This window comes from Pseudomonas sp. P7759, from assembly GCF_013386445.1.
Classification (GTDB): Bacteria; Pseudomonadota; Gammaproteobacteria; order Pseudomonadales; family Pseudomonadaceae; genus Aquipseudomonas; species Aquipseudomonas azotoformans_A.
Genome location: NZ_JACART010000041.1, coordinates 1 through 24033, shown reverse-complemented (window position 1 = coordinate 24033; position 24033 = coordinate 1). Strand labels below are relative to the sequence as shown.

The window sequence follows — 24033 nt, the reverse complement described above, 5'->3', positions numbered from 1 at the left end:
CGATGAAAGTGGGGGAGAGCGGGTTGTGGGCGATGATCGAACGCAAGTTGGTCAGCCCCAGAAAACACAAAGCCCACCAAGAGGTGGGCTTTGTTGATGCAGGTGCTATCAGAACAATTTCAGCGCCGGTGCTTCTTCTTTCAACGGCTCGTTCTTCGCGGTCTGCTCGTTCCAACCGCCGCCGAGGGCCTTGTACAGGTTGACCTCGCTGGTCAGTTGCGCCAGGCGGTCGGTGATCAGCGATTGCTGGGCACTGAACAGTTGGCGCTGGGCATCGAGGAACGTCAGGTTGCTGTCGACACCAATGCGGTAGCGACGCTCGGCCAGGCGGTAGTAATCCTGGTTGGCCGCGACGAAGCCACGTTGGGCATCCAGTTGCTGCTTGTAGGTCTCACGTGCGGCGAGGCCGTCGGAGACTTCCTGGAAGCCGGTCTGAATGGCCTTCTCGTAGTTCGCCACGTTGATCTCTTTCTGGATCTTCGAGTAGTCCAGGCTCGCGCGCAGGCTGCCGGCGTTGAAGATCGGGATATTGATCTGCGGGGCGAACGACCAGGTGCCCGAGCCGCCCTTGAACAAGCCGCCCAGGTTCGGGCTCGCGGTGCCGGCGCTGGCGGTCAGGGTGATGCTCGGGAAGAACGCAGCACGGGCTGCGCCGATGTTGGCGTTGGCGGCCTTGAGGTTGTACTCGGCCTGGACGATATCGGGGCGACGTTGCAGCAGGTCGGACGGCAAGCCGGCCGGCACTTCGCTGAGCAGGTCATCCGACAGCGGCTTGCTGGCGATATTCGCCGGCAGGCCGGTGCCCAGAAGCAGGGTCAGGCTGTTTTCGTCCTGGGCCACCTGGCGGGTATAACGCGCCAGGGCGACCCGGGCGTTTTCCACCGAGGTGCGCGACTGGCTCAGGTCGAGGGCCGAGGCCACGCCGACTTCGTTGCTGCGCGAGGTCAATCGGTAGCTTTCTTCGAAAGCACCCAAGGTGTCCTTGGTCAGCTTGAGCAGTTCCTTGTCGGCCTGCCAGGTCAGGTAGGCATTGGCCACACTGGCCACCAGGCTGATCTGGGTACTGCGCCGTGCTTCTTCAGTGGCGAAGTACTTTTGCAGGGCTTCTTCGCTCAGGCTGCGTACGCGACCGAACAGGTCCAGCTCATAGGAGCTGATCCCGAGACCGGCCGAGTATTGGCTGCTGATGGTCGATTCGCCGGTCTGTGACAGGCGGGCCGGGGTACGCGAACGGCTGCCGCTGCCCGTGGCCGATACGGCCGGGAACAGGTCGGCGCGCTGGATCTGGTACTGCGCGGCATAGGCGTCGATGTTCAGGGCCGCGACACGCAGGTCGCGGTTGTTCACCAGCGCGGTCTGGATCAGCTGTTGCAGGGCAGGGTCATGGAAAAACTGCTTCCAGCCCTGCTCGGCAGCGGCCTGGTTCGGCGCCTGGGCCGACGAATACGCCGGCCCCTGCGGGAACTGTGCGGCCACCGGCGCTTCGGGGCGCTGATAATCAGGTATCAGCGAGCAGCCACTGAGCACGAATGCCGTGACCGCTAGGGAAAGTAGCGACTTGCTCATTGGCCAGCCTCTTTAGGGGTTTCAGTTGTGTCAGTCTTTTTACGTTCGCCAGCGGCGGATACGGTTGCGAAGAACAACGGCACCCAGAAGATCGCCAGCACAGTGGCCGTGATCATACCGCCAATTACACCGGTACCGATGGCGTGCTGGCTACCTGAGCCTGCGCCCGAGGAAATCGCCAGCGGCAGTACGCCGAGGATGAACGCCATGGAGGTCATGATGATCGGGCGCAGACGCATGCGAGACGCCTCGATGGCCGCCTCGACGATGCCTTTGCCCTGTTCGTGGAGTTCTTTGGCGAACTCCACGATCAGGATGGCGTTCTTCGCCGCCAGACCCACCGTCACCAACAAGCCCACCTGGAAGAACACGTCGTTGGACAGCCCGCGCATGCTGGTGGCGATCAACGCACCCACCACACCCAGCGGCACCACGAGTACCACCGCAATCGGGATCGACCAGCTTTCGTACAGGGCTGCGAGGCACAGGAACACCACCAGCAGCGACAGGGCGTACAGCGCAGGCGCCTGGGAGCCGGACAAGCGCTCTTCGTACGACAGGCCCGTCCAGGCATAGCCCACGCCCGCCGGCAATTGCTTGGCGATACGCTCGACTTCGGCCATCGCATCACCGGTACTGTAGCCCGGGGCCGGGGTACCGAGGATTTCCATCGCCGCTACACCGTTGTACCGCGAGAGCTTCGGCGAACCGTAGATCCACTTGCCCGAGGAAATGGCCGACATCGGCACCATCTTCCCGGAGTCACTGCGCACGTACCACTTGTCCAGGTCTTCCGGCGACATCCGGCCAGCGGCTTCGCCTTGCACGTACACCTTCTTCACCCGACCACGGTCGATGAAGTCGTTGACGTAGCTGCCACCCAGGGCAATCGCCAGGGTCTGGTTGATGCTCGACAGCGTGATGCCCTGGGCGCTGGCCTTCTCGTCGTCGACGGTGAGTTCGTACTGCGGCTCATCGTTCACGCCGTTAGGACGCACGCCTGCGAGGATCTTGCTTTGGGCTGCCATCCCGAGGAACTGGTTACGCGCTTCCATCAGTTTTTCGTGGCCGACACCGCCCTGGTCTTGCAGGAATACGTCGAAACCGGTGGCGTTACCCAACTCCAGCACCGAAGGCGGCACGATGGCAAATACCATGGCGTCCTTGAAGGCGCCGAAGAAGTAACCCTGGGCCCGCTTGGCCACTTCGAATACCGACATGGACGAATCGCGTTCATCCCATGGCTTGAGCATCACGAACGCCAGGCCAGAACTCTGGCCACGACCGGCGAAGTTGAAGCCGTTGACGGTAAACACCGATTTCACGGCCTTGCCTTCGCCCGGCTCGCCTTCCTTGTCGTTGAGCAGGAACGCACGCATGTCGTCGATGACTTTTTGCGTACGCTCAGCCGAAGAACCGACCGGGGTTTGCACCTGGGCAAAGATCACGCCCTGGTCTTCTTCCGGCAGGAACGCGCTCGGGATGCGGGTGAACAGCCAGATCATGCCGACGAAGATGATCAGGTACACGAAGAATGCCGGAAACTTGTGCTTGATCATGTTGCCCACGCCGCGCTCGTAGCTCAGTACGCCACGGTCGAAGGTGCGGTTGAACCAGCCGAAGAAACCACGCTTGGGTTGGCCGTGTTTCTCAGGGTCGATCGGCTTGAGCATGGTGGCGCACAAGGCCGGGGTGAAGATCAGGGCAACCAGTACCGACAACGCCATGGCCGAAACGATGGTGATGGAGAACTGTTTGTAGATCACACCGGTGGAGCCACCGAAGAACGCCATCGGCAACAGTACCGCCGACAGTACCAGGGCAATACCGACCAGGGCGCCCTGGATCTGGCCCATGGATTTTACCGTCGCTTCTTTAGGCGACAGGTGTTCCTCGGCCATCACCCGCTCGACGTTTTCCACAACCACAATGGCATCGTCCACCAGCAAGCCGATGGCCAGGATCATGCCGAACATGGTCAGGGTGTTGATGGTGAAGCCGAACGCGGCCAGGATCCCGAAGGTACCCAGCAATACCACCGGCACCGTCATGGTGGTGATGATGGTGGCGCGGAAGTTCTGCAGGAACAGGAACATCACCAGGAACACCAGCACGATCGCTTCGACCAGGGTGTGCACCACACCGGAGATCGATTCGGTCACCACCGGCGTGGTGTCATACGGCACCACTGCCTTCATGCCTGGCGGGAAGAACGGCTCAAGTGACGCCACGGTGGCGCGGATGGCCTTGGCGGTGTCCAGGGCGTTGGCGCCCGATGCGAGCTTGATCGCCATACCGGAGGCTGGCTTGCCGTTGAACTGCGCACTGATGCTGTAGTTCTGGCCGCCCAGTTCGATACGTGCGATGTCACGCAGGCGAACCTGCGAGCCGTCGGCGTTCACCTTCATCAGGATCTTGCCGAACTGCTCGGCAGTCTGCAGACGGGTCTTGCCGATGATGGTCGCGTTCAGCTGGGTGCCGGGCAGGGCAGGCAGGCCGCCCAATTGGCCGGTGGCCACCTGGACGTTCTGGGCCGCGATGGCGGTGCTGACGTCGACCGGGGTCAACTGGTAGTTGTTCAGCTTGGCCGGGTCGAGCCAGATCCGCATGGCGTATTGCGAACCGAACACCTGGAAGTCACCCACACCCGCGGTACGCGAGATCGGGTCCTGGATGTTGGACACGATGTAGTTGGACAGATCGTCCTTGGTCATGCTGCCGTCTTCCGACACCAGACCGATCACCATCAGGAAGTTCTTCACCGACTTGGTCACGCGGATACCCTGTTGCTGCACTTCTTGCGGCAGCAATGGGGTCGCCAGGTTCAGCTTGTTCTGCACCTGGACCTGGGCGATATCCGGGTTGGTCCCCTGGTTGAACGTCGCGGTGATGGTCATGCTGCCGTCGGAGTTACTGTCCGAGGCGACATAACGCAGGTTGTCGATACCGTTGAGCTGTTGCTCGATGACCTGCACCACGGTGTCCTGCACGGTTTGTGCGGACGCGCCTGGGTAGGTCACCTGGATGTCGATGGCGGTAGGCGCAATGGCCGGGTATTGGTTGATGGGCAACTTCAGGATCGACAGTGCCCCGACCAGCATGATCACCAGGGCAATTACCCAGGCGAAAATGGGACGGTCGATAAAAAATTTCGACATGGGTTACTCCCCCTGGCCAGCAGCGGCAGCAGGAGCTGGAGCAGAACCGGCAGGCTTGGCGTTGTCGGCGTCCTTGACCTTGACTTCGATGCCCGGCTTGATGAATTGCAGGCCTTCGGTGATCACACGGTCACCGGCGTTCAGGCCTTTTTCCACCAGCCAGTAGGCGCCGGCAGTGCGGTTGGCCACCAGTTGACGCTGTTCTACCTTGTTGTCCTTGTTCACCACCATGGCAGTCGGGATACCTTTGATATCGCGGGTCACGCCTTGTTGTGGTGCCAGGATGGCTTTGCTGTTCACGCCAGCTTGTAACTGGGCGTGTACGAACATGCCCGGCAGCAGGGTGTGGTCAGGGTTGGGGAACACGGCGCGCAGGGTCACGGAACCGGTGGTCTGGTCAACCGACACTTCGGAGAATTCCAGTTTGCCGTCCTGGCCATAGGCGCTACCGTCTTCCAGGGTCAGCTTGACCTTGGCGGCGTTGGCGCCGGCCTTTTCCAGCTGGCCGCTTTCCAGGTCGCGGCGCAGTTTCAGCATTTCAGCCGAAGACTGCGTGACGTCGACGTAGATTGGGTCCAGTTGCTGGATCACGGCCATGGCATCGGTCTGACCATTGCTGACCAGCGCGCCTTCGGTCACCGAAGAACGGCCGATACGCCCGGAGATCGGTGCGAATACTTTGGTGTAGCGCACGTTGATCTGGGCCGTTTGAACGTTTGCTTCCGCAGTCATGCGGTTGGCGACGGCGGTGTCGTATTCCTGGCGGCTGACGGCTTGTTCATCGACCAACTGCTTGTAGCGGTCGGAGATGGACTTGGTCTGGGTCAGGCTGGCTTGTGCGCTTTTCAGGGTGGCGTCATACACCGACGGGTCGATCTGGTAGAGCTGTTGCCCTTCCTTCACGTCGGCGCCTTCCTTGAACAGGCGCTTGAGAATGATGCCGTTGACCTGTGGGCGAACTTCCGCGATGCGGTAGGCGGTGGTGCGGCCTGGCAGCTCGGATGTCAGGGTATAGGCTTGCGGTTGAATGGTGACCACGCCGACCTGAGGGGTTTGAGCGGGCGGAGCCGCTTCTTCCTTTTTACATCCGCTGAGCAGCGATGCCAGGGCGACGGCAGTGACCAGAGCGGTAACAGCTGGCTTAAGTTGCATGAAGATCCTCGGGTCAGGCGCGCAGGGTGCGCACAAGAAGTGTGGAAGGGTAAAAAACAAACACTGAGTAGATAAGTAGCTTGCTACGCAATATACTTACGTTCATGGTTGTTTGTAAACTCTTGACAGGCTGCGCGGAATGTTGACAAAGCAACGCCCAAAGCCTCGATTTCATTACGTTCGGCACCCATGACGGTGTCGTCCCACAAATATTCGGATGATCGTTACCGACGGTTAATTCTGCGTTAACGATAGTCTCAAGTGCCCTGATTGAGGTTGTACTGCCATGGTTCGTCGCACCAAAGAGGAAGCTCAGGAAACGCGCAGCCAGATTCTTCAAGCCGCCGAGCAAGCCTTCTATGAGCGCGGCGTCGCGCGGACCACGCTGGCGGACATCGCCGCGCTGGCCGGTGTGACGCGGGGTGCCATCTATTGGCATTTCAGTAACAAATCCGATTTGCTGCAGGCGCTGCTCGACACGCTGCATGAGCCGCTGGACGAGTTGGCCAGGGCGAGTGAAAGCGAGGATGAACTCGACCCGCTGGGCTGTATGCGCAAGCTGCTGATTCATTTGTTTCATCAAGTGGCCCTGGACCCGAAAACCCGGCGCATCAACGAGATCTTGTTCCATAAGTGCGAATTCACCGATGAAATGTGCGACATGCGTCGCCAGCGTCAGACCCACAGCCTGGAATGCAACCTGCGCATCGGCCTGACCTTGCGTAACGCGGTCCATCGCGGGCAACTGCCGGAAAACCTCGATACCACCCGTGGCGCGGTGTGCATCCACGCCTACATCAACGGGCTGATCGGCCAGTGGCTGCTGGTTCCCGACAGCTTCCAACTGCATCAGGACGCCGAGCGCTGGGTGGATGCCGGGTTGGACATGCTGCGCTGGAGCCCCAGCCTGCGCAATTAAGACAAAATGCGTAATTGCATCAGGTTGTGTCAACAGTAAAGCCCAAGGACAGTCAATCGTCCTTCCGCCTGATCGGTGGGGTGACTTTATATACGGGCTGGCGGGCAGTTGATAGGTAGCCGCCTAAGTATTTTGTAGCGATTTTGTTGCAGGGCTGTGAAGGAATGTTTCCTGGCCTCCATGAAAAAGCCCCGGTTCCTGCGAACCGGGGCTTTTTCGTTTCAGCTTGTTACGTCAGATCGCCAGCGTCGGGTAGTCGATGTAACCCACCGGGCCCTTGCTGTAGAAAGTATCCGGGCGTGCTTCGTTCAACGGTGCGTCGGCTTTCAAGCGAGCCGGCAGGTCCGGGTTGGCAATGAACGGCACACCCCAGGCCACGGCATCGGCTTTGCCTTCGGCCAGCCAGGCGTTGGCGCTGTCCTTGGTGAAGCGTTCGTTGGCGATGTACACGCCGCCGAAGGCTTTCTTCAGCTGTGGGCCGAGGCTGTCGCCGGCTTCTTTCTCACGGGAGCAGATGAAGGCGATACCACGCTTGCCCAGTTCGCTGGCGACGTAGGTGAAGGTTTCCGCCAGGTTGTCGTCGCCCATGTCGTGAGAGTCGGCGCGTGGTGCCAGGTGCACCCCCACACGGCCAGCGCCCCAGACTTCGATGGCTGCGTCAGTCACTTCCAGCAGCAGGCGTGCACGGTTCTCCAGGGAGCCGCCGTACTGGTCAGTGCGTTTATTGGTGCTGCTCTGCAGGAACTGGTCAAGCAGGTAGCCATTGGCGCCGTGGATTTCCACGCCGTCGAAACCGGCGGCCTTGGCGTTCTCGGCACCGGTGCGGTAGGCGTCGACGATATCGGCGATTTCAGCGGTTTCCAGGGCGCGTGGTGTCGGGTAGTCGGCCAGTGGGCGCACCAGGCTGACGTGGCCTTTAGGCTGGATGGCGCTTGGGGCCACCGGGCTTTCGCCGTTGAGGTACGACTCATGGGAAATACGCCCCACGTGCCACAGTTGCAGGAAGATCTTGCCGCCTGCGCCATGAATGGCCTTGGTGACATTGGCCCAGCCGCGCACCTGGTCGTTGGACCAGATGCCCGGTGTGTCCGGGTAGCCCACGCCCAGCGGCGTCACGGAGGTGGCTTCGCTGAGGATCAGCCCGGCGGAGGCGCGTTGTACGTAGTACTCGGCCATCAGCGCGTTGGGCACGCGACCGGCGTCGGCACGGCAGCGGGTCAGCGGCGCCATGATGATGCGGTTCGACAGTTCCAGGTCGCCCAGTTTGATTGGATCGAAAATAGTCGTCATGGGGAAAGCACCTTTGTCTTTGAAGAGGATCAGTTAGTCGCAGGGGCCAGGTCGGCATCGCCGCTCTGGCGGAAAGTAATCAGGGTCACCAACAGCGCGAGGATCGCCAGGGCCGCTGCGGCCAAGGGCACGCTGGTCAGGCCGAAACCGTGGGCAATCACGCTGCCGCCGACCCAGGCGCCGAGGGCATTGCCGATGTTGAAAGCACCGATGTTCAGGGTGGACACCAAGTTCGGTGCGGCCTTGCCGAAGGTCACCACGTTGATCTGCAACGCAGGCACGGCGGCGAACGATGCGGTGGCCCACAGGAACAGGGTGATTTCGGTCGGGATCACGGCGACGCTGGTCCAGGTCAGTGCGGTGGAGACCACCGCCATGCTGATGAACACGCCGATCAGGGTGGCCGCCAGGCGTTTGTCGGCCAGTTTGCCGCCGATGATGTTGCCCACGGTGAGGCCCAGGCCGATCAGCAACAGCGTCCAGGTCACGCCTTTGGGCGACACGCCGGTGACATCGCCCAGCAACGGTGCGACGTAGGTGAAGAGGGTGAACATGGACGCGGCAAACAGCGCGGTCATGCTCAGCGACAGCCAGATGCCAGCCCCCTTGAGGGCGGCCAGTTCGGCGCGCATGTCGAGTTTCTCTTCATCGCGCTTGGCCGGCAGGAAGCGGATCAGGCCGATCAACGCCACCACCCCAATCACCGTCACCGCCCAAAAGGTCGAACGCCAGCCGGCTTCCTGGCCGAGAGCCGTGCCCAATGGCACGCCCAGCACATTGGCCAGGGTCAGGCCGGTGAACATCAAGGCCACGGCCGAAGCCCGCTTGTTGGCCGGCACCAGGTTGGCGGCTACGACTGAACCAATCCCAAAGAATGCTCCGTGGCACAGCGCGGTGACGACACGGGCAAACATCAGCACGTTGTAGTCACTGGCCAGGGCGCAGAGCAGGTTGCCGATAATGAAGATACCCATCAACGCTACCAGTGCCGCCTTGCGTGGCAGCTTGGCGGTGGCCAGTGCCATGAACGGCGCACCGATGGCCACGCCCAGGGCGTAGCCGGTTACCAGCCAGCCAGCGCCAGGAATCGACACACCCAGGTCCGCCGCCACATCGGGCAACAAGCCCATGATGACGAACTCGGTGGTGCCGATGGCGAAGGCGCTGAGGGCCAGTATGAGTAGCGAGAGGGGCATTGGCGTTTCCTTGTTACAGCGCGGCGCTGTCGTGCGCGCTGAGTTCGGTGGTGAGCGCCGCGAGGAAGGCCTGGATGGTGTCCTCGTTGCGTTTGAAAAAGTGCCACTGGCCGGCTTTCTGACTGCTGATCAACCCGGCGCGTTGCAGGGTGGCCAGGTGGGCTGACACGGTCGACTGGGACAAGCCGCAGCGCTGGTCGATCTGCCCGGCACAGATGCCGTATTCGTGGTTGTGCAGTTGTTCGGGGAATTGCACTTTCGGGTCTTTCAGCCAGGTGAGGATGTCTCGTCGTACTGGGTGCGCCAGGGCTTTTATTATTTCGTCGAGGTCGATGGACATGGCAGGTGCTCGGTGTCTTGCAGCGTTATATCGCGATGAGGCGAACTTTATATCGGTCTATCCCGATAGACCAATATGATTTTGGTCTGAGCCTAGGCTCATTCGGTATATCGGGTTATAACGATACGTTGAGGGCAGTGGTAGACTGCACGCCATGAATTATCTCGCACATCTGCACCTGGGCGGCCAACTTCCTGCGCAACTGCTGGGCAGCCTCTATGGCGACTTCGTCAAAGGCCGCCTGCAGGGCCAGTTCAGCCCGCAAATCGAAGCGGCTATCCAGTTGCATCGCTCGATTGACCGTTTTACCGACAGCCATCCGTTGGTGGGGGAGGCGTTGTCACGCTTCAGCCTGACCCGCAGGCGTTATGCCGGGATCGTCCTCGATGTGTTTTTCGACCACTGCCTGGCGCGGGACTGGACGTTGTATGCCGACCAACCGCTGGAGAGTTTCACGTCGCAGGTGTACCGCGTGCTGGCGGCCGAGCCGCAGTTGCCGGGGCGGCTGGCGCAGATTGCGCCGTACATGGCGGCGGATGATTGGTTGGGCTCGTACCGCGAATTTGCGGTGATGGAGCAGGTGTTGCGCGGGATCTCCCGGCGCCTGACACAGCCCGAGGAACTGGGCCATGCCATGCAGGAGCTGCGGATGTTGTACGAACCTTTGAGTGAAGATTTCCGGCGGTTCTACCCCCAATTGCAGGCATTCGCCGCCGAACATCGTTAAGCGGCGACCAACTCTCCAGCGCGACGCGGTTCGGCCGGCTGCACCACTTCACCAAACAACGCCTTCTGCACCGACTGCTGCGCCTGATACGCCAGCGCCGCACGTTCTTGCCCGGCGCAGGCTATCGGCTTGAGCACATGGATTTCCACATCACCCTGGTCGTTGGCAAACAAGCGCATCAGGTGCGACAGCAAATCATCATCGCCAATAAAGGGTGCCAGCGGGTCAACTTGGCCGTCACGCAGATAACGGATCGCCACCGGTTGCAGGGATACATCGGCATCGATCGCGCTGGCCAGCAAACGCCCGTGAAAGGTGCGCAGGCTGCGTCCGTCGGTGGTGGTGCCTTCCGGGAACATCAACAGCGGGTGCTGTTGCTCCAAGTGGCGCGTCATCTGCTTGCGGATCAACTGGCTGTCGCCCGAACCCCGGCGGATAAACAAGCTGCCAGCCTTGGCCGCCAACCAGCCTGCCACCGGCCAGGTGCGCACTTCGGCCTTGGACAGGAAGGACATCGGCGCCACGGCACCCAGCAGCGGAATATCGGTCCAGGACACGTGATTGCTCACCCACAGCATCGGCTGCGTTGGCAATTCGCCGTGCACCGTCACGCGAAAGGGCAGGGCGTTGGTCAGTCGCGCCATGAAAAACCGCGACCAACGCTGGCGCCGCACCATCGAATTGGCGATACCCAAACGCTCGAACAGCCCAAACACACTGGCCATGCTCAAACCCAGCGCCACCACCACCAGCACGCGGGCAATGCGCCCGTAAACCCGCAGGCGGCTCATCACATTGCAGCCTTGAAGTGGCGCGCGTAACGCGGGCACAGCTCATCGCGCTTGAGCAGGATGAACACGTCGGCCACCTGGAAGTCTTCATCCCAGCACGGCTCGCCGCAGATCTTCGCACCCAGGCGCATGTAAGCCTTGAGCAACGGCGGCATCTCTGCGATCACGTTGGACGGCAGGTCCAGCGCCGGCAGTGGTTTTTTCGGTTCGGCGCGCAGGTGTTCATTGCACAGGTAGCGTTCGCGCAGGCGCTGCATGATCGCGTGGGCCTGGATGCCGCCGTCGTGCATCGGGATGCTCGCGCAACCCATCAGGTAGCTGTAGCCGCCCTGGTTGAGCACTTCGGCCAACTCGCCCCACAACACAGCGATGGTGCCGCCGTTGCGGTAGGCCGGGTCGACGCAGGTGCGGCCGATTTCCAGGATCGGGCCTTGCAGATGGAGCAAGCCATGCAGGCTGAATTCTTCTTCACTGTAGAACCGACCCAGGGTGCTGGCCGCCTGGTGGTCCAGCAAACGGGTGGTTGCCACCAGTCGACCGCTGTTCAAGTCCCGCACGCCGATGTGGCTGCAGTGAACATCATAGTCATCCATGTCCAGGCCCAGTTCCGCGCCTTTCAGCTTGGCGTTGAACTCGCCGCTGAACACGTTGAACCGCAGGGCCTGGGCTTCCTGCAACGCCTGTGCGCCAACCAGGCGTTCGGCTTGCAGACGGCGTTCATTGCCGGTGTCGCTGATGCGGGCGATCTGAGTCATGGCGAGTCTCCGAGTGCCGGCCACGATTTCGGCCGGTCGACTTTGTTGTCCAAACTCAGGCTATGGAGGCCCGGTGTCATCTCCATGAAGTTATGGTGACGCTTGGATGACAGCCCTCTGTGTCGCGAATCTGTCATCAGCGTCGGCTAGGCTCGCGGGCTTGAATGCCCCCCTTGAGTCTGCGTCCATGGTCAGAGGCCTGTTGTGTGTTGCCCTGCTGTTCGTCACCGTTGCCGCTCACGCTGAAACCTGGCCCGATAAAGACTGGGCCAAGGGCACACCGCTCTCGGGTCCCGCTGTTGATGCCCTGGAGGCCTACGCTTTCCCTGCACGGGACGACGCCACCCGCCAAGACATTCGCACCGATGCGTTGCTGGTGATCCGCGATGGCGAGGTCATCTACGAACGCTACGCCGCACCCACCACCGCCAGCACCCCACATCTCACCTGGTCCGTCAGCAAAAGCCTGATGGCAACCGTGTTGGGCGTGGCCTACGGCGAAAACCGCTTCAAACTGACCGACCCCGCCGCGCGTTTTTATCCGCCGATGAAACAGCACCCGACCGTGACCATGGCCGACCTGCTGCACTGGGCCTCCGGCCTCGACTGGCAGGAAGACTACGAATACGCGCCGCTGAAGTCCTCGGTGGTGGCGATGCTCTACACCCGTGGCCGCAGCGACATGGCCGACTTTGCTGCCGACACCGAGACCTCCGTGGCACCGGGCCAGGTGTTCCGTTACTCCAGCGGCGACACCAACATCCTGTCCGCCACCCTCAAAGGGATGCTCGGGCACAAGGCTTATATGAGTTACCCGTGGGATGCGCTGTTCAAGCCCTTGGGCATTCGTAATGCCACCTGGGAAACCGACGCCGATGAAACCTTCGTCGCGTCCTCTTATGCCTACCTCACGGCTCGTGACCTGGCGCGTGTCGGTTTGTTGATGGCGCGGGACGGTCGTTGGGGCGATCAACAACTGCTGCCCAAAGACTGGATTGCCTTCAATCGACAGCCCTTCGACAAGTACAAAGCCGGTCAGGACGAAGCCGTCCCCGGTGGTCATTGGTGGCTCAATAAAGGTGCGTCAAGACCCTGGCCCGACGCCCCCGCCGACACCTTCGCCGCCCTCGGTCACTGGGGCCAGGCGCTGTACGTGATGCCTGACGAACACCTGGTCATCGTGCGCTACGGCGATGATCGCGACGGCAGCTACCGCCATAACGAACTGCTCAAGCGCGTGCTCGCGGCGGTGCAACCATGATCCGCCGTCGGCCGTTTACCAGTGTGTTTCTGCTGTTATTGCTCGCCTTGCTGGGCTGGCTCTGGCACGAACGCGTCAACCTGCAAGCCTTCCCCGACATCATTGCGGCCTACACCGCCAAGGAGTACTGCTCGTGCCGCTATGTGGCGAACAACCCGGCGGAGTATTGCCGGGGGTATGTGAAGCAGTACGTGCCGACGAGTGCGTTCAGCGACAACCCGGAGCGCAGTGAGGTGACGGCGAGTGGGTTGGGGAGGACGCATGTGGCGCGGTGGTTGGGGGAGCGGCAGGGGTGTCGCCTATTACCCTGAGGTTCCACAGGGTGGAACCACCTTTGATTGTCCTCTTGCCCACATCGCGGTTAGCTGGCGATGTGCAGCAAACAAGAACGGGAACACCCGCCTGTGAGGAGAATCACCATGCGCCCACACCAGCACATCCTGGATTGGCTCAGCGACGTTGCCGGCGATTTGCACGCCGTGCGCCAAGACATCCACGCCCATCCTGAACTCGGTTTTGAAGAAAACCGCACCAGCGCGCTCGTTGCCAAATCGTTGCAGGAGTGGGGCTATGAGGTGCACACCGGCATCGGCAAGACCGGCGTGGTGGGCGTGCTGCGCAATGGCAGCAGCCCGCGCACCCTGGGCATTCGTGCCGACATGGATGCGTTACCCATCATCGAAAACACCGGCGCGTCCTACACCAGCCAGCACGCCGGCTGCATGCACGCCTGCGGGCATGACGGCCACACCACCATGCTGCTTGGCGCCGCGCGCTATCTGGCGGCGACGCGGCAGTTCGACGGCACCTTGAACCTGATTTTCCAACCCGCCGAAGAAGGCCAGGGCGGCGCCGAAGCCATGCTGGCCGACGGTTTGCTGGAGCGTTTTCCCTGCGATGGCTTGTTTGGCATGCACAACATGCCGGGGCTGCCGGCGGGGCATCTGGGCTTGCGCGTCGGGCCGATGATGGCCTCGCAGGACTTGCTCACCGTGACCCTCGAAGGCGTTGGCGGCCATGGCTCCATGCCACATCTGACGGTGGACCCGTTGGTAGCGGCGGCGAGCATGGTCATGGCGTTGCAGACGGTGGTAGCGCGCAATATCGACACCCAGGAAGCCGCCGTGGTCACGGTCGGCGCGCTGCAAGCTGGCCAGGCGGCCAATGTGATTCCCCAGGAGGCGCTGTTGCGTTTGAGCCTGCGCGCGCTCAATCCCAAGGTGCGTGAGCAGATGCTGGAGCGGGTGTTCGCGATCATCCACACCCAGGCCGCCAGTTTTGGCTGCACGGTGCAGATCGAACACCGCCCGGCCTATCCGGTGTTGGTCAATCACGCCGAAGAAACCGAATTCGCCCGCCAGGTCGGCGTCGCCTTGCTCGGCGCCGATGCGGTGGACGGCAACACCCGCACGCTGATGGGCAGCGAAGACTTCGCCTGGATGCTGCAACGCTGCCCCGGCAGCTACCTGTTCATCGGCAACGGCGTGTCGCGGCCGATGGTGCATAACCCCGCCTATGACTTCAACGACGACATCCTGCTGACTGGCGCCGCCTATTGGGGCGCGCTGGCCGAGAGCTGGCTCAAGCCTGCCTGACGACCTTCTTTTTCTGCCGCTGGACCCTTTCCCTCGATCGGTTGAATGGAGTGTTCCTCATGCAGATTGCAAAACCAGGTGTGTCCCGCACCCGCCAAGTGGTGGCGGCCGTGATCGGCAATGCGCTGGAATGGTATGACTTCATCGTTTACGGCTTTTTGGCGAGCATCATTGCCCGGCAGTTTTTTCCTTCGGATGACGAGTACGCCTCGCTGCTGATGGCCTTGGCCACTTTCGGCGTGGGCTTTTTCATGCGCCCGGTGGGGGGCATTCTGCTGGGGATCTATTCCGACCGCAAAGGCCGCAAGGCAGCGATGCAGTTGATTATCCGGCTGATGACCGTGTCCATCGCGTTGATCGCGTTCGCGCCCAATTACGCCGCCATCGGTATGGGCGCGCCGTTGTTGATCGTGGTAGCGCGCATGCTTCAAGGGTTTGCCACCGGCGGTGAATACGCGAGCGCCACAGCGTTTCTGGTGGAAAGCGCGCCGGCCCATCGCAAGGGCTTATATGGCTCCTGGCAATTGGTGGGGCAGTGCCTGGCGGTGTTCGGCGGCGCGGCGATGGTGGCGGCGGTTACGCATTTCTTTTCGCCGCAAACCCTCGACCTGTGGGGCTGGCGTCTGCCGTTTGTGTTCGGTTTGCTGATTGGTCCGGTGGGCCTCTGGATTCGTCGACACATGGAAGATCCAGAGGAGTTCATCGAGGCACGCAAACAGGCGACCGGCCCGGCGCCGAGCCTGATGCAGGTGGTGCGCGAGCATCGGCGCAGCATCCTCGTGTCCATGGGCCTGGCCTGTGGCGCGACGGTGTCGTTCTATGTGGTGCTGGTGAACATGCCGACCTTCGCCCATAAAAGCCTTGGTCTGCCGCTGGACCAGGTGTTGATGGTGCAGATGTTTGCGGTGGCACTGATGACTGTAGTGATCCCACTGTCAGGGCTGCTATCGGATCGCCTGGGGCGGCGGCCGGTGTTGATGGCATTCACCCTCGCGTTCTTCATCATGGTTTATCCGTTGTATGTGTGGGTCGCCGCCGCTCCTTCTATCGAGCGATTGCTGGTGATGCAGGTGATGCTGTGCACCGCCATCGGCGGCTTTTTCGGGCCGGCACCGACGGCATTGGCTGAGCAGTTTCCCATCGAAGTTCGCTCGACCGGTGTATCGGTCGCCTATAACGTGGCGGTCATGGTGTTCGGCGGTTTCGCGCCGTTGATTGTCACTTGGCTGACCCAAGTGCTGGGCACGCCCGTCGCGCCATCTTTCTATGTATTGTTCGCTTGCGTGCTGACGCTGCTGGGCACTTACTGCATGCATGAGGCGCCGCGGGCCAAGCAAGCGCAGCCGTTTTCCAAAGAGGTGAAGCCTTGAGTATTGTTGATTGGGATGCCACGGAACTGTCGCGGGCGATCCATGCGCGGCAGGTGTCGTGCGAAGAGGTGATGCAGGCGTACCTGGCGCAGATCCAGCGCTTCAATCCGACGGTGAATGCGCTGGTGTCGCTGCGCGATGCCGATGACGTGTTGGCCGAGGCGCGGGAACGTGATCGCGAGTTGGATCAAGGCCAGTCACGCGGCTGGATGCACGGCATGCCCCAGGCGATCAAGGATCTCGCGGCGACCCAAGGCTTGCGCACCACCCTGGGTTCGCCGCTGTTCGCCGAGCACGTGCCCAGCGAAGACGCCATCAGCGTGGCGCGCGTGCGGGCCAGTGGCGCGATCATCATCGGCAAGACCAACGTGCCGGAGTTCGGCCTGGGTTCGCAGACCTACAACACGCTGTTCGGTACCACCGGCAATGCCTACGACCCCAGCCTCGTCGCGGGCGGCAGCAGCGGCGGGGCGGCGGTGGCCCTGGCACTGCGCATGCTGCCGGTGGCTGACGGCAGCGACATGATGGGCTCGTTGCGCAACCCGGCGGCGTTCAATAACGTGTTTGGCTTGCGCCCGTCCCAAGGCCGTGTGCCTTATGGGCCGACGCCGGAACTGTTCGTGCAGCAACTGGGTACCGAGGGCCCGATGGGCCGCAGCGTCACGGATGTGGCGCGGTTGTTGAGTATCCAGGCGGGTTACGACCCACGGGTGCCGTTGTCTTCCAAGGAGGATCCGGCAGTGTTCGGCCAGCCCCTGCAGCGTGATTTCAAGGGCGCACGCCTGGGCTGGCTGGGGGATTACAACGGCTATCTGCCGATGGACGACGGCGTGCTGAGCCTATGCGAATCGGCCCTTGGCGATTTCACTGCGTTGGACTGCACGGTGGAAAGCTGCCAGCCGGACTTTTCCATGGCGCGGCTGTGGCGCAGCTGGTTGGTGCATCGCCACTGGCTGGTGCACGGCAACCTCGGCGCGGCCTACGCCAACCCGCAGAAACGCGCGCTGCTCAAACCCGAAGCGCAATGGGAAGTGGAGGGAGGCCTGGGGTTGACGGCCCAGCAGGTGTACCAGGCGTCGGTGGATCGCAGCGAGTGGTATCGCGCGCTCGCCAAGCTGTTCGAACGTTACGATTTCCTGCTGTTGCCGACTGCCCAAGTGTTCCCTTTCGATGTACAACAGCCCTGGCCACGCCTCGTTGGCGGGCGCGAAATGGACACCTATCACCGCTGGATGGAAGGGGTCATCGGCCCGACCCTGGCCGGGCTGCCGAGCATGAGCGTGCCGGTGGGGTTCAACCCCCAGGGCCTGCCTATGGGCGTGCAGATCATCGGCCCGGCCCAGGCGGATCGCGCGGTGCTGCAATTGGCCTATGCTCATGAGCAACTGACGCAATGGGTGCAGCGTCGGCCGCCGACGTGCCTGGCGTCGACGGATTGATCCGCGACCGGGCCTGTATCTTGCTGTGAACAATGATCATCCATCGGCAACAGGGAGATCGAACATGGAGACAGGCACCGTACGCTCGGTCGAGCGCGCACTGGCAATCGTCGAGTTGCTGGGCGAGCACCAGGCCCTGGGGCTGGAGGAGTTGCACTACCTCACACATCTGCCCAAGGCCACGGTGTCGCGCATGTTGCTGACGTTGCAGGAACAGGGCTGGGTCTATCGTGGCCTGAGTGATCGCCGTTACCGCCTGCGCGCCCAACGCCTGTTTGGCGACACCCAGCAACGCTTCAAACGCCTGGTGGTGGAAAGCGCGGCGCCGTGGCTGCTGGAACTCAGCGAGCGCACCGGGCTGGTGGTGGATTTGTCCTGTTTTGATGGCGAGCGCCTGGAAGTCATGGAAAGCGCGATCCCCAGCGTGTTGCGCAAGCTGTACCCCAACAATTGCCAGATCGTCGGCCAGCACGCCAGCCTGTTTCATTCGGCGATGGGCAAGGCCTGCCTGACCCAATTGCCGGCCGAAGAGGTGCAACGGTTGGCGGGTCGCGACCAAGTGGCGGCGGACGAGCAATACCAGGCCTGCGAGCAAACCCAGCACCAGGGCTTCGGCCAGCGCACCGAAGGATATTGGGAGTATCCGGTGCGCCTGCCGTTTCTGATTCGCGCCGTGGCCTTGCCGGTGCGCGCCAACGGTCGCCTGGTTGGGAGCATGGCGCTGCATTGGCCGATGCATCAGGCGCCGGTGGAGCGGGTGTTGAATTTGCACATGGCCAGCCTGGAAGAGACGGTGCGCGAAGTGCAGCGCGCATTGGCGTAACCCTCGCGATCCGGTTAAGGTTCGTTCAGGTTTTTCGCCCCACGAGTCTTCAATGTTCAACGCTTCTGTGATCAAACCCCTGGCCTTGGCCCTGTTGGCCGCCGCCGCTGTGCCTGCCCATGCCGACTGGTACCTGGATAACGAGTCTTCGCGTCTGTCCTTCGTCACCACCAAGAACACCGAAATCGCCGAAGTGCAGCGCTTCCTGGTGCTGCACGGCAAGGTCGACAGCAAGGGCGCGGCGCAGCTTGAGGTGGAGCTGGAGTCGGTCAACAGTGGCATCCCGCTGCGCGACGAGCGCATGCGCAACCAGTTGTTCGAGATCAAGACTTTTCCCGATGCGCTGATCAACGCGCAGATCAACCTGCAACCGATCAACGACCTGGCCCCCGGTGCGCAACTGGAATTGCGCCTGCCGTTGTCCGTGACCTTGCACGGCAAGACCCAAACCTACAACGCCGAGCTGTTGGCCACGCGCTTGGACGACCGACGCTTCCAGGTAGTGACTCTGGAACCGCTGGTGGTGCATGCCGAGGACTTTGACCTGGCGCCGGGCGTGGCCGCGTTGCGCAAAGCGGCGGGGCTCAAGTCGATCAGTCTTTCGGTGCCGGTGGGTGCGGTGCTGATCTTCACGGCGCGCTGACATGAGCGGCGCGGTGTTCCCCTGGCGCAGCGCCAACCGTTTCGAATTGCTGATCGACGGGCCGAATTTCTTCCCGCAGATGCTGGTGGACATTGCTCGCGCCGAGCGGCAAGTCGAGTTGGAGTTGTACCTGGTGGAAGCCGGCGCCTGTGCCGAAGCCATGGTGCAAGCGTTGGTGCTCGCCGCCGAACGCGGCGTGCAGGTGCGCTGCCTGTTCGATGATTACGGCAGCCTGGCGTTTACCCTCGGGCTGCGTAAACGCCTGACCGACGCCGGTGTGGAGCTGCGTTTCTATAATCGCCTGAGCTGGCGCCGTTGGATGCGCAACCTGTACCGCGACCATCGCAAACTGTTATTGATCGACCAGAGCATCGCCTTTGTCGGCGGCACTGGTGTGACCGATGAATTCTGGACGCCGGGCAATGACAGCGCCGACTGGCATGAAGTGATGGTGCAGATCAGCGGCCCGTTGGTGCAGGACTGGCAAGCATTGTTCGACCGTCAATGGCACGCCAACAACGCGCGCCGCGCCTGGAAACCCGCCACCCATTTTGGCTTGCCACGCTTGCCCAGGATGCCGGCCACCGGGCCGGGGCTAGGCCGTGTCGCCTACGCCGACGCCCGCCAACACCGGGATATCCTGCAATCGCTGATCCGTGCGTTGAACAGCGGCAAACAGCGGATCTGGTTGGCGACCCCGTATTTTCTGCCCACCTGGGGCGTACGCCGTGCGTTACGTCGGGCGGCGGGGCGAGGCGTTGATGTGCGTTTGCTGCTCACAGGCCCGCGCACCGATCACCCGTCCGTGCGTTATGCTGGCCACCGTTATTACCCGCGCTTGCTGCGTTCGGGCGTGCAGATCTTTGAATACCAACCGTGTTTCCTGCACCTGAAAATGGTGCTGGTGGATGACTGGGTCAGCGTGGGCTCGTGCAATTTCGACCACTGGAACCTGCGCTTCAACTTGGACGCCAACCTGGAGGCGTTGGACCCTGAATTGACGCGGGCGGTGGCGGGCAGTTTCGAGCGGGATTTCGCGCAGAGCCTGGCAGTGAGCCTGGAGGCGTGGAAGTCGCGGCCGTTGTGGCGGCGGGTAAAGCAGCGGGTGTGGGGGTGGATTGATCGGTTGGTGGTGAATTTGCTGGATAGACGCGGCTAGCTTAAACACTGACCGCGTCTACAGCTTTAAATCAGAGCAATTCGAACGTCTGCTGCTGCACATCCTGGGAATCCAACCCGATCTGCACATTGAACTCGCCCGGCTCTGCCGCGAACTTTAGTTGGGTGTTGTAGAACTTCAAGTCTTCCTCGGTGATGGTGAAGTGCAACGTGCGCTCTTCGCCAGCCTTGAGCATGACCTTCTGGAAGTTCTTCAGCTCCTTGATCGGGCGGATCATTGAGCCGGCCACATCCTGGATATACAACTGCACCACGGTTTCGCCGTCCACCTTGCCGGTGTTGGTCACGGTGACACTGGCGTCGAGCTTGCCGGTCTTGTTCAGGGTGGTGGACGACAACGCCATGTCCGACAGGCTGAACGTGGTGTAGCTCAAGCCGTAGCCGAACGGGAACAGCGGACCCGTGGTGTCATCGAAGTACTGCGAGGTGTAGTTGCCCGGCTTGCCTGGGGTGAACGGCCGGCCGATGGTCAGGTGGTTGTAGTAGGTTGGAATCTGCCCCACCGAGCGTGGGAAGGTGATCGGCAATTTGCCCGACGGGTTGTAGTCACCGAACAGTACGTCGGCAATCGCGTTGCCGCCTTCGGTGCCGGCGAACCAGGTTTCGAGGATCGCGTCGGCCTGTTGGTTCTCTTCGAGAATCGACAGGGGGCGGCCGTTCATCAGCACCAGCACCAGCGGCTTGCCGGTGGCCTTCAGGGCCTTGATCAGGTCGCGCTGGCTTTGCGGGATGTTGAGGTCGGTGCGGCTTGAGGATTCGTGGGACATGCCACGGGACTCGCCCACGGCAGCGACGACCACATCGGCATCCTTGGCGGCTTTGACGGCCTCGTCGATCATCACCTGGGCTGGGCGGGTGTCATCCACCACTTCCGGTGCATCGAAGTTGAGGAAGTTCAGGTAGTCGACCACGGCCTTGTCGTTGGTGATGTTGGCGCCACGGGCGTAGATGATCTTGCCTTTTTCGCCGATCACCGCGTTCAAGCCGTCGAGCAGGGTCACCGATTGCTCCGGCTTACCGGCGGCAGCCCAACTGCCCATCATGTCGATCGGCGCCTTGGCCAGCGGGCCGACCAGGGCGATGGTCGCGGATTTCTTCAGCGGCAGCGTGTTGTTCTGGTTTTTCAGCAGCACCAGGCTGCGGCGGGCGATGTCGCGGGCTTCGGCGCGGTGCAGGCGGCTTTCGGCGTAGGTGTCGGCCGGGTCATCCTCGGCCTTGCCGATGCGCAGGTACGGGTCTTTGAACAAGCCCATGTCGTACTTGGCGCCGAGCACTTCGCGCACGGCGTTGTCGATGTCGCTCTGTTCTATCTCGCCGGACTTGAGCAGGCCGGGCAATTCCTTGCCGTACAGCGAGTCGTTCATGCTCATGTCGATGCCGGCCTTGATCGCCAGCTTGGCGGCTTCACGCCCGTCCTTGGCCACGCCGTGCTTGATCAGCTCGAAGATCGCGCCGTGGTCGCTCACGGCCAGGCCCTTGAAGCCCCAGTCCTTGCGCAGCAGGTCGTTCATCAGCCAGGTGTTGGCGGTGGCGGGCACGCCGTTGATCGAGTTCAGCGCCACCATCACGCCGCCGGAACCGGCCTTGATCGCCGCGTGGTACGGCGGCAGGTAGTCCTGGTACATCTTGACCGGGCTCATGTCGACCACGTTGTAGTCGCGGCCGCCTTCCACCGCGCCATACAGGGCGAAGTGCTTGACGCTGGCCATGATGCTGTCGGCATTCGCGGCGCTGACGCCCTGGAACGCCTTGACCATCACTTCGGCGATGCGTGAAACCAGGTAAGTGTCTTCACCGAAGCCTTCGGAGGTGCGGCCCCAGCGTGGGTCGCGGGAGATGTCGACCATCGGCGCGAAGGTGATGTCGAGGCTGTCGGCGGCGGCTTCCTGGGCGGCGATGCGCCCGGAGCGGCCGATGGCGTCCATGTCCCAGCTGGAGGCCAGGGCCAGGCTGATCGGGAAAATCGTGCGGTGGCCGTGGATCACGTCGTAGGCGAAGAACATCGGGATCTTCAGGCGGCTGCGCATGGCCGCGTCCTGCATCGGACGGTTTTCCGGGCGGGTGATGGAGTTGAAGGTGCCACCGATGCGGCCGGCGGCGATTTCCTTGCGGATCAGCTCGCGGGGCATTTCGGGGCCGATGCTGATCAGGCGCAATTGGCCGATCTTTTCATCCAGGGTCATCTGCTTGAGCAGGTCGCTGACAAAGGCGTCCTTGTCTTTAAGCGCAGCAGGCTTTGTTTCTGCCCATACGGGGTGACTGGCCAGAGTGGCAACAAGGCCGAGCAAACACAGCTTCTTCATGAATATCCTTTTTCGGCTCACTAAACAGCGATAACGCTGATCGGCCAAAATGTGGGGAGCGTCTATTGTTGTTCGGGTGTTGTTCAGATAAATGCAGCACACTCTGAACTCTTTTTCGCGCTGGGCATCTTTGTAGCTGATTGGCTCGATGCAATCCAGTGGTGGCGGATTATGCCCCAAGCGCGCGGTGTATAGGGTCAGTCGTAACATTCCATCAAGATTGGGCAGGAGAAACACCATGCAAGCAGCACAGGGTTACCGCTGGGGCTTGAAAGCCGCAGCTTTGCTATTGATCAGCACGGTGCTGAGCGGTTGCGGCATCAACAACATTCCCACACTGGACGAACAGGCCAAGGCCGCCTGGGGCCAGGTGCAGAACCAATACCAACGCCGCGCCGACCTGATCCCCAACCTGGTGGAAGTGGTCAAGGGCTACGCCGCCCATGAGCAAGATACCCTCACCGCCGTGATTGAAGCGCGGGCCAAGGCCACCTCGATCCAGGTGGATGCGAGCACCCTCGACAACCCGGAAAAACTCAAGCAGTTCCAGCAGGCCCAAGATGGCTTGAGCGGCGCACTCAGCCGCTTGATGGTGGTGTCCGAGCGCTACCCGGATCTGAAGGCCAACCAGAACTTCCTGGCCCTGCAATCCCAGCTTGAAGGCACTGAGAACCGTATCGCCGTGGCTCGCCGCGACTTTATCCAGGCGGTGCAGGCCTACAACACTGAGATCCGCACTTTCCCTGGCCGTCTGTGGCACAGCGTGATGTACAGCGACTTGCCGATCCGCGCCACGTTTGAAGCCACCAGTGCCGATGCCGATAAAGCGCCGCAAGTGAAGTTCAAATAAGGCTGCACTGAGGTGTCGATGCGTTTATTACGGATAGGCCTGGCGTTGTGGCTGTTGGCCTGCGTCGGTGCGGCCCAGGCAGCGCTGACCTTCCCGGCGCTGACCGGGCGGGTGGTGGACAACGCCCAGATGATCGACCCGGCCACGCGCCAGCAACTGACCCAGCAGTTGCAGGCGCTGGAGCAGACGTCCGGCGACCAGATCGTGGTGGTCACGGTGCCTGACCTGCAGGGCGTGCCCATTGAGGACTTCGGTTATCAATTGGGCCGCGAGTGGGGTATCGGCCAGAAGGGCAAGGACAACGGCGCGCTGTTGATCGTCGCCCGCGATGAGCGCAAATTGCGCATCGAAGTCGGCTATGGCCTGGAAGGTGTGCTCACCGATGCGCAGTCGTGGGTGATCATCAACCAGGTGATTGCGCCGGCGTTCAAGGCGGGCAACTACAGCAAAGGCATCAGCGACGGCGTGGCCGCGATGGTGCAGGTGGTGGGCGGCGAGCCACTGGCCGTGCCGGCGCATGTGGCGGATGCCAACTTTGCCAAGGATAATCCCGGGTTTTCCATCGGCTTGTTCATCCTGCTGATCGGCGTGTTGTGGCTGTGCAATCGCATGGGGCTGCCGGTGGGCGCTATTTTGCTGGCGATTCTCAGCAGCAGCGGCCGTGGCGGTGGTGGCG

At 61.9% G+C, this 24033-nt stretch carries 21 protein-coding genes; 12 read left to right on the top strand and 9 right to left on the bottom strand.

The annotated features are described in order from the left end of the window. Positions 1-108: 108 nt before the first annotated feature. The 3 genes from adeC to HX823_RS24855 are packed head-to-tail and all read right to left on the bottom strand — an operon-like array spanning position 109 to position 5876. The gene (adeC, locus tag HX823_RS24865; RefSeq protein WP_038849798.1) at positions 109-1566 is read right to left on the bottom strand and encodes an AdeC/AdeK/OprM family multidrug efflux complex outer membrane factor; all 1458 of its coding nucleotides are present in this window, start codon (positions 1564-1566) and stop codon (positions 109-111) included. Continuing rightward, positions 1563-4724 (bottom strand): efflux RND transporter permease subunit, encoded by a 3162-nt coding sequence (locus HX823_RS24860; RefSeq protein WP_177077172.1) that lies wholly within the window; start codon positions 4722-4724, stop codon positions 1563-1565. Before HX823_RS24860 ends, adeC begins: the two co-directional genes overlap by 4 nt. 3 nt (positions 4725-4727) lie before the next feature. After that, positions 4728-5876 carry an efflux RND transporter periplasmic adaptor subunit gene (locus tag HX823_RS24855; RefSeq protein WP_038849802.1) on the bottom strand — a complete coding sequence of 383 codons (1149 nt, stop codon included), beginning with the start codon at positions 5874-5876 and terminating at the stop codon, positions 4728-4730. 286 nt (positions 5877-6162) lie between these two features. Between HX823_RS24855 and HX823_RS24850 the strand changes: the two genes are divergently transcribed. Then, the gene (locus HX823_RS24850) at positions 6163-6795 is read left to right on the top strand and encodes a TetR family transcriptional regulator (protein ID WP_033902716.1); all 633 of its coding nucleotides are present in this window, start codon (positions 6163-6165) and stop codon (positions 6793-6795) included. A 234-nt stretch (positions 6796-7029) separates the two neighbouring features. Here HX823_RS24850 and HX823_RS24845 read toward each other — a convergent pair whose 3' ends face one another. Genes HX823_RS24845 through HX823_RS24835 form a run of 3 tightly spaced genes read right to left on the bottom strand, consistent with a single transcriptional unit; the run spans position 7030 to position 9621 of the window. Continuing rightward, positions 7030-8085, bottom strand: coding sequence for an alkene reductase (locus tag HX823_RS24845; protein ID WP_038849805.1), 1056 nt, complete (start codon positions 8083-8085; stop codon positions 7030-7032). 29 nt (positions 8086-8114) lie between these two features. Further along, positions 8115-9281 carry an MFS transporter gene (locus HX823_RS24840; RefSeq protein WP_038849807.1) on the bottom strand — a complete coding sequence of 389 codons (1167 nt, stop codon included), beginning with the start codon at positions 9279-9281 and terminating at the stop codon, positions 8115-8117. 13 nt (positions 9282-9294) lie between these two features. Beyond that, positions 9295-9621: a helix-turn-helix transcriptional regulator gene (locus tag HX823_RS24835; RefSeq protein WP_016975101.1), complete on the bottom strand. Its 327-nt coding sequence runs from the start codon at positions 9619-9621 to the stop codon at positions 9295-9297. Positions 9622-9775: 154 nt separating this feature from the next. On the opposite strand from HX823_RS24835, the gene HX823_RS24830 reads away from it, so the two are divergent. After that, a complete protein-coding gene (locus HX823_RS24830; protein ID WP_038849811.1) occupies positions 9776-10348 on the top strand; it encodes an ACP phosphodiesterase in 573 nt (190 codons plus the stop codon). Here the strand turns inward: HX823_RS24830 and HX823_RS24825 are convergent. Together HX823_RS24825 and olsB are read right to left on the bottom strand one after the other, a co-directional pair. Further along, positions 10345-11139, bottom strand: a complete 795-nt coding sequence (locus HX823_RS24825) for a 1-acyl-sn-glycerol-3-phosphate acyltransferase (RefSeq protein ID WP_038849813.1) — start codon at positions 11137-11139, stop codon at positions 10345-10347. The two genes, HX823_RS24830 and HX823_RS24825, sit on opposite strands and share 4 nt — an antisense overlap. After that, positions 11139-11894, bottom strand: a complete 756-nt coding sequence (gene olsB, locus HX823_RS24820) for an L-ornithine N(alpha)-acyltransferase (RefSeq protein ID WP_003172415.1) — start codon at positions 11892-11894, stop codon at positions 11139-11141. The genes HX823_RS24825 and olsB overlap by 1 nt, the downstream gene beginning before the upstream one ends. A 187-nt stretch (positions 11895-12081) precedes the next feature. Here olsB and HX823_RS24815 point away from each other — a divergent pair, with 187 nt between their 5' ends. The 8 genes from HX823_RS24815 (at position 12082) to HX823_RS24780 (ending at position 20184) form a co-directional block, all read left to right on the top strand. Further along, positions 12082-13155, top strand: coding sequence for a serine hydrolase (locus tag HX823_RS24815; RefSeq protein ID WP_177077170.1), 1074 nt, complete (start codon positions 12082-12084; stop codon positions 13153-13155). Next, on the top strand, positions 13152-13466 hold the full coding sequence (locus HX823_RS24810) for an amidase (protein ID WP_177077168.1): 315 nt from the start codon (positions 13152-13154) through the stop codon (positions 13464-13466). Before HX823_RS24815 ends, HX823_RS24810 begins: the two co-directional genes overlap by 4 nt. 108 nt (positions 13467-13574) lie before the next feature. Further along, complete coding sequence (locus HX823_RS24805) at positions 13575-14750, top strand: M20 aminoacylase family protein (RefSeq protein WP_177077166.1); 1176 nt, start codon at positions 13575-13577, stop codon at positions 14748-14750. A gap of 59 nt (positions 14751-14809) precedes the next feature. Next, positions 14810-16120: a citrate-proton symporter gene (locus HX823_RS24800; RefSeq protein ID WP_177077164.1), complete on the top strand. Its 1311-nt coding sequence runs from the start codon at positions 14810-14812 to the stop codon at positions 16118-16120. After that, positions 16117-17559 carry an amidase gene (locus HX823_RS24795; protein WP_177077162.1) on the top strand — a complete coding sequence of 481 codons (1443 nt, stop codon included), beginning with the start codon at positions 16117-16119 and terminating at the stop codon, positions 17557-17559. Before HX823_RS24800 ends, HX823_RS24795 begins: the two co-directional genes overlap by 4 nt. A 64-nt stretch (positions 17560-17623) precedes the next feature. Next, complete coding sequence (locus tag HX823_RS24790) at positions 17624-18382, top strand: IclR family transcriptional regulator (protein WP_177077160.1); 759 nt, start codon at positions 17624-17626, stop codon at positions 18380-18382. 52 nt (positions 18383-18434) lie between these two features. Next, on the top strand, positions 18435-19025 hold the full coding sequence (locus HX823_RS24785; RefSeq protein ID WP_177077158.1) for a YceI family protein: 591 nt from the start codon (positions 18435-18437) through the stop codon (positions 19023-19025). Between the two features lies 1 nt (position 19026). Next, a complete protein-coding gene (locus tag HX823_RS24780; protein ID WP_177077156.1) occupies positions 19027-20184 on the top strand; it encodes a phosphatidylserine/phosphatidylglycerophosphate/cardiolipin synthase family protein in 1158 nt (385 codons plus the stop codon). Between the two features lie 31 nt (positions 20185-20215). Here HX823_RS24780 and bglX read toward each other — a convergent pair whose 3' ends face one another. Beyond that, positions 20216-22507 carry a beta-glucosidase BglX gene (gene bglX, locus HX823_RS24775; protein WP_126569986.1) on the bottom strand — a complete coding sequence of 764 codons (2292 nt, stop codon included), beginning with the start codon at positions 22505-22507 and terminating at the stop codon, positions 20216-20218. 238 nt (positions 22508-22745) lie between these two features. On the opposite strand from bglX, the gene HX823_RS24770 reads away from it, so the two are divergent. Further along, complete coding sequence (locus tag HX823_RS24770) at positions 22746-23357, top strand: LemA family protein (protein WP_010212287.1); 612 nt, start codon at positions 22746-22748, stop codon at positions 23355-23357. 18 nt (positions 23358-23375) lie between these two features. Further along, the coding region (locus tag HX823_RS24765) for a YgcG family protein (protein ID WP_177077154.1) at positions 23376-24033 on the top strand (658 nt) is incomplete at its 3' end.

Bases quoted from the DNA above. Each gene is read 5' to 3' on its own strand.
- HX823_RS24790 (WP_177077160.1), top strand. From the start codon at position 17,624: ATGGAGACAGGCACCGTACGCTCGGTCGAGCGCGCACTGGCAATCGTC.
- HX823_RS24785 (WP_177077158.1), top strand. From the start codon at position 18,435: ATGTTCAACGCTTCTGTGATCAAACCCCTGGCCTTGGCCCTGTTGGCC.
- HX823_RS24815 (WP_177077170.1), top strand. From the start codon at position 12,082: ATGGTCAGAGGCCTGTTGTGTGTTGCCCTGCTGTTCGTCACCGTTGCC.
- HX823_RS24805 (WP_177077166.1), top strand. From the start codon at position 13,575: ATGCGCCCACACCAGCACATCCTGGATTGGCTCAGCGACGTTGCCGGC.
- bglX (WP_126569986.1), bottom strand. From the start codon at position 22,507: ATGAAGAAGCTGTGTTTGCTCGGCCTTGTTGCCACTCTGGCCAGTCAC.
- HX823_RS24835 (WP_016975101.1), bottom strand. From the start codon at position 9,621: ATGTCCATCGACCTCGACGAAATAATAAAAGCCCTGGCGCACCCAGTA.
- HX823_RS24780 (WP_177077156.1), top strand. From the start codon at position 19,027: ATGAGCGGCGCGGTGTTCCCCTGGCGCAGCGCCAACCGTTTCGAATTG.
- HX823_RS24830 (WP_038849811.1), top strand. From the start codon at position 9,776: ATGAATTATCTCGCACATCTGCACCTGGGCGGCCAACTTCCTGCGCAA.
- HX823_RS24845 (WP_038849805.1), bottom strand. From the start codon at position 8,085: ATGACGACTATTTTCGATCCAATCAAACTGGGCGACCTGGAACTGTCG.
- HX823_RS24860 (WP_177077172.1), bottom strand. From the start codon at position 4,724: ATGTCGAAATTTTTTATCGACCGTCCCATTTTCGCCTGGGTAATTGCC.
- olsB (WP_003172415.1), bottom strand. From the start codon at position 11,894: ATGACTCAGATCGCCCGCATCAGCGACACCGGCAATGAACGCCGTCTG.
- adeC (WP_038849798.1), bottom strand. From the start codon at position 1,566: ATGAGCAAGTCGCTACTTTCCCTAGCGGTCACGGCATTCGTGCTCAGT.
- HX823_RS24770 (WP_010212287.1), top strand. From the start codon at position 22,746: ATGCAAGCAGCACAGGGTTACCGCTGGGGCTTGAAAGCCGCAGCTTTG.
- HX823_RS24825 (WP_038849813.1), bottom strand. From the start codon at position 11,139: ATGAGCCGCCTGCGGGTTTACGGGCGCATTGCCCGCGTGCTGGTGGTG.
- HX823_RS24800 (WP_177077164.1), top strand. From the start codon at position 14,810: ATGCAGATTGCAAAACCAGGTGTGTCCCGCACCCGCCAAGTGGTGGCG.
- HX823_RS24855 (WP_038849802.1), bottom strand. From the start codon at position 5,876: ATGCAACTTAAGCCAGCTGTTACCGCTCTGGTCACTGCCGTCGCCCTG.
- HX823_RS24850 (WP_033902716.1), top strand. From the start codon at position 6,163: ATGGTTCGTCGCACCAAAGAGGAAGCTCAGGAAACGCGCAGCCAGATT.
- HX823_RS24840 (WP_038849807.1), bottom strand. From the start codon at position 9,281: ATGCCCCTCTCGCTACTCATACTGGCCCTCAGCGCCTTCGCCATCGGC.
- HX823_RS24810 (WP_177077168.1), top strand. From the start codon at position 13,152: ATGATCCGCCGTCGGCCGTTTACCAGTGTGTTTCTGCTGTTATTGCTC.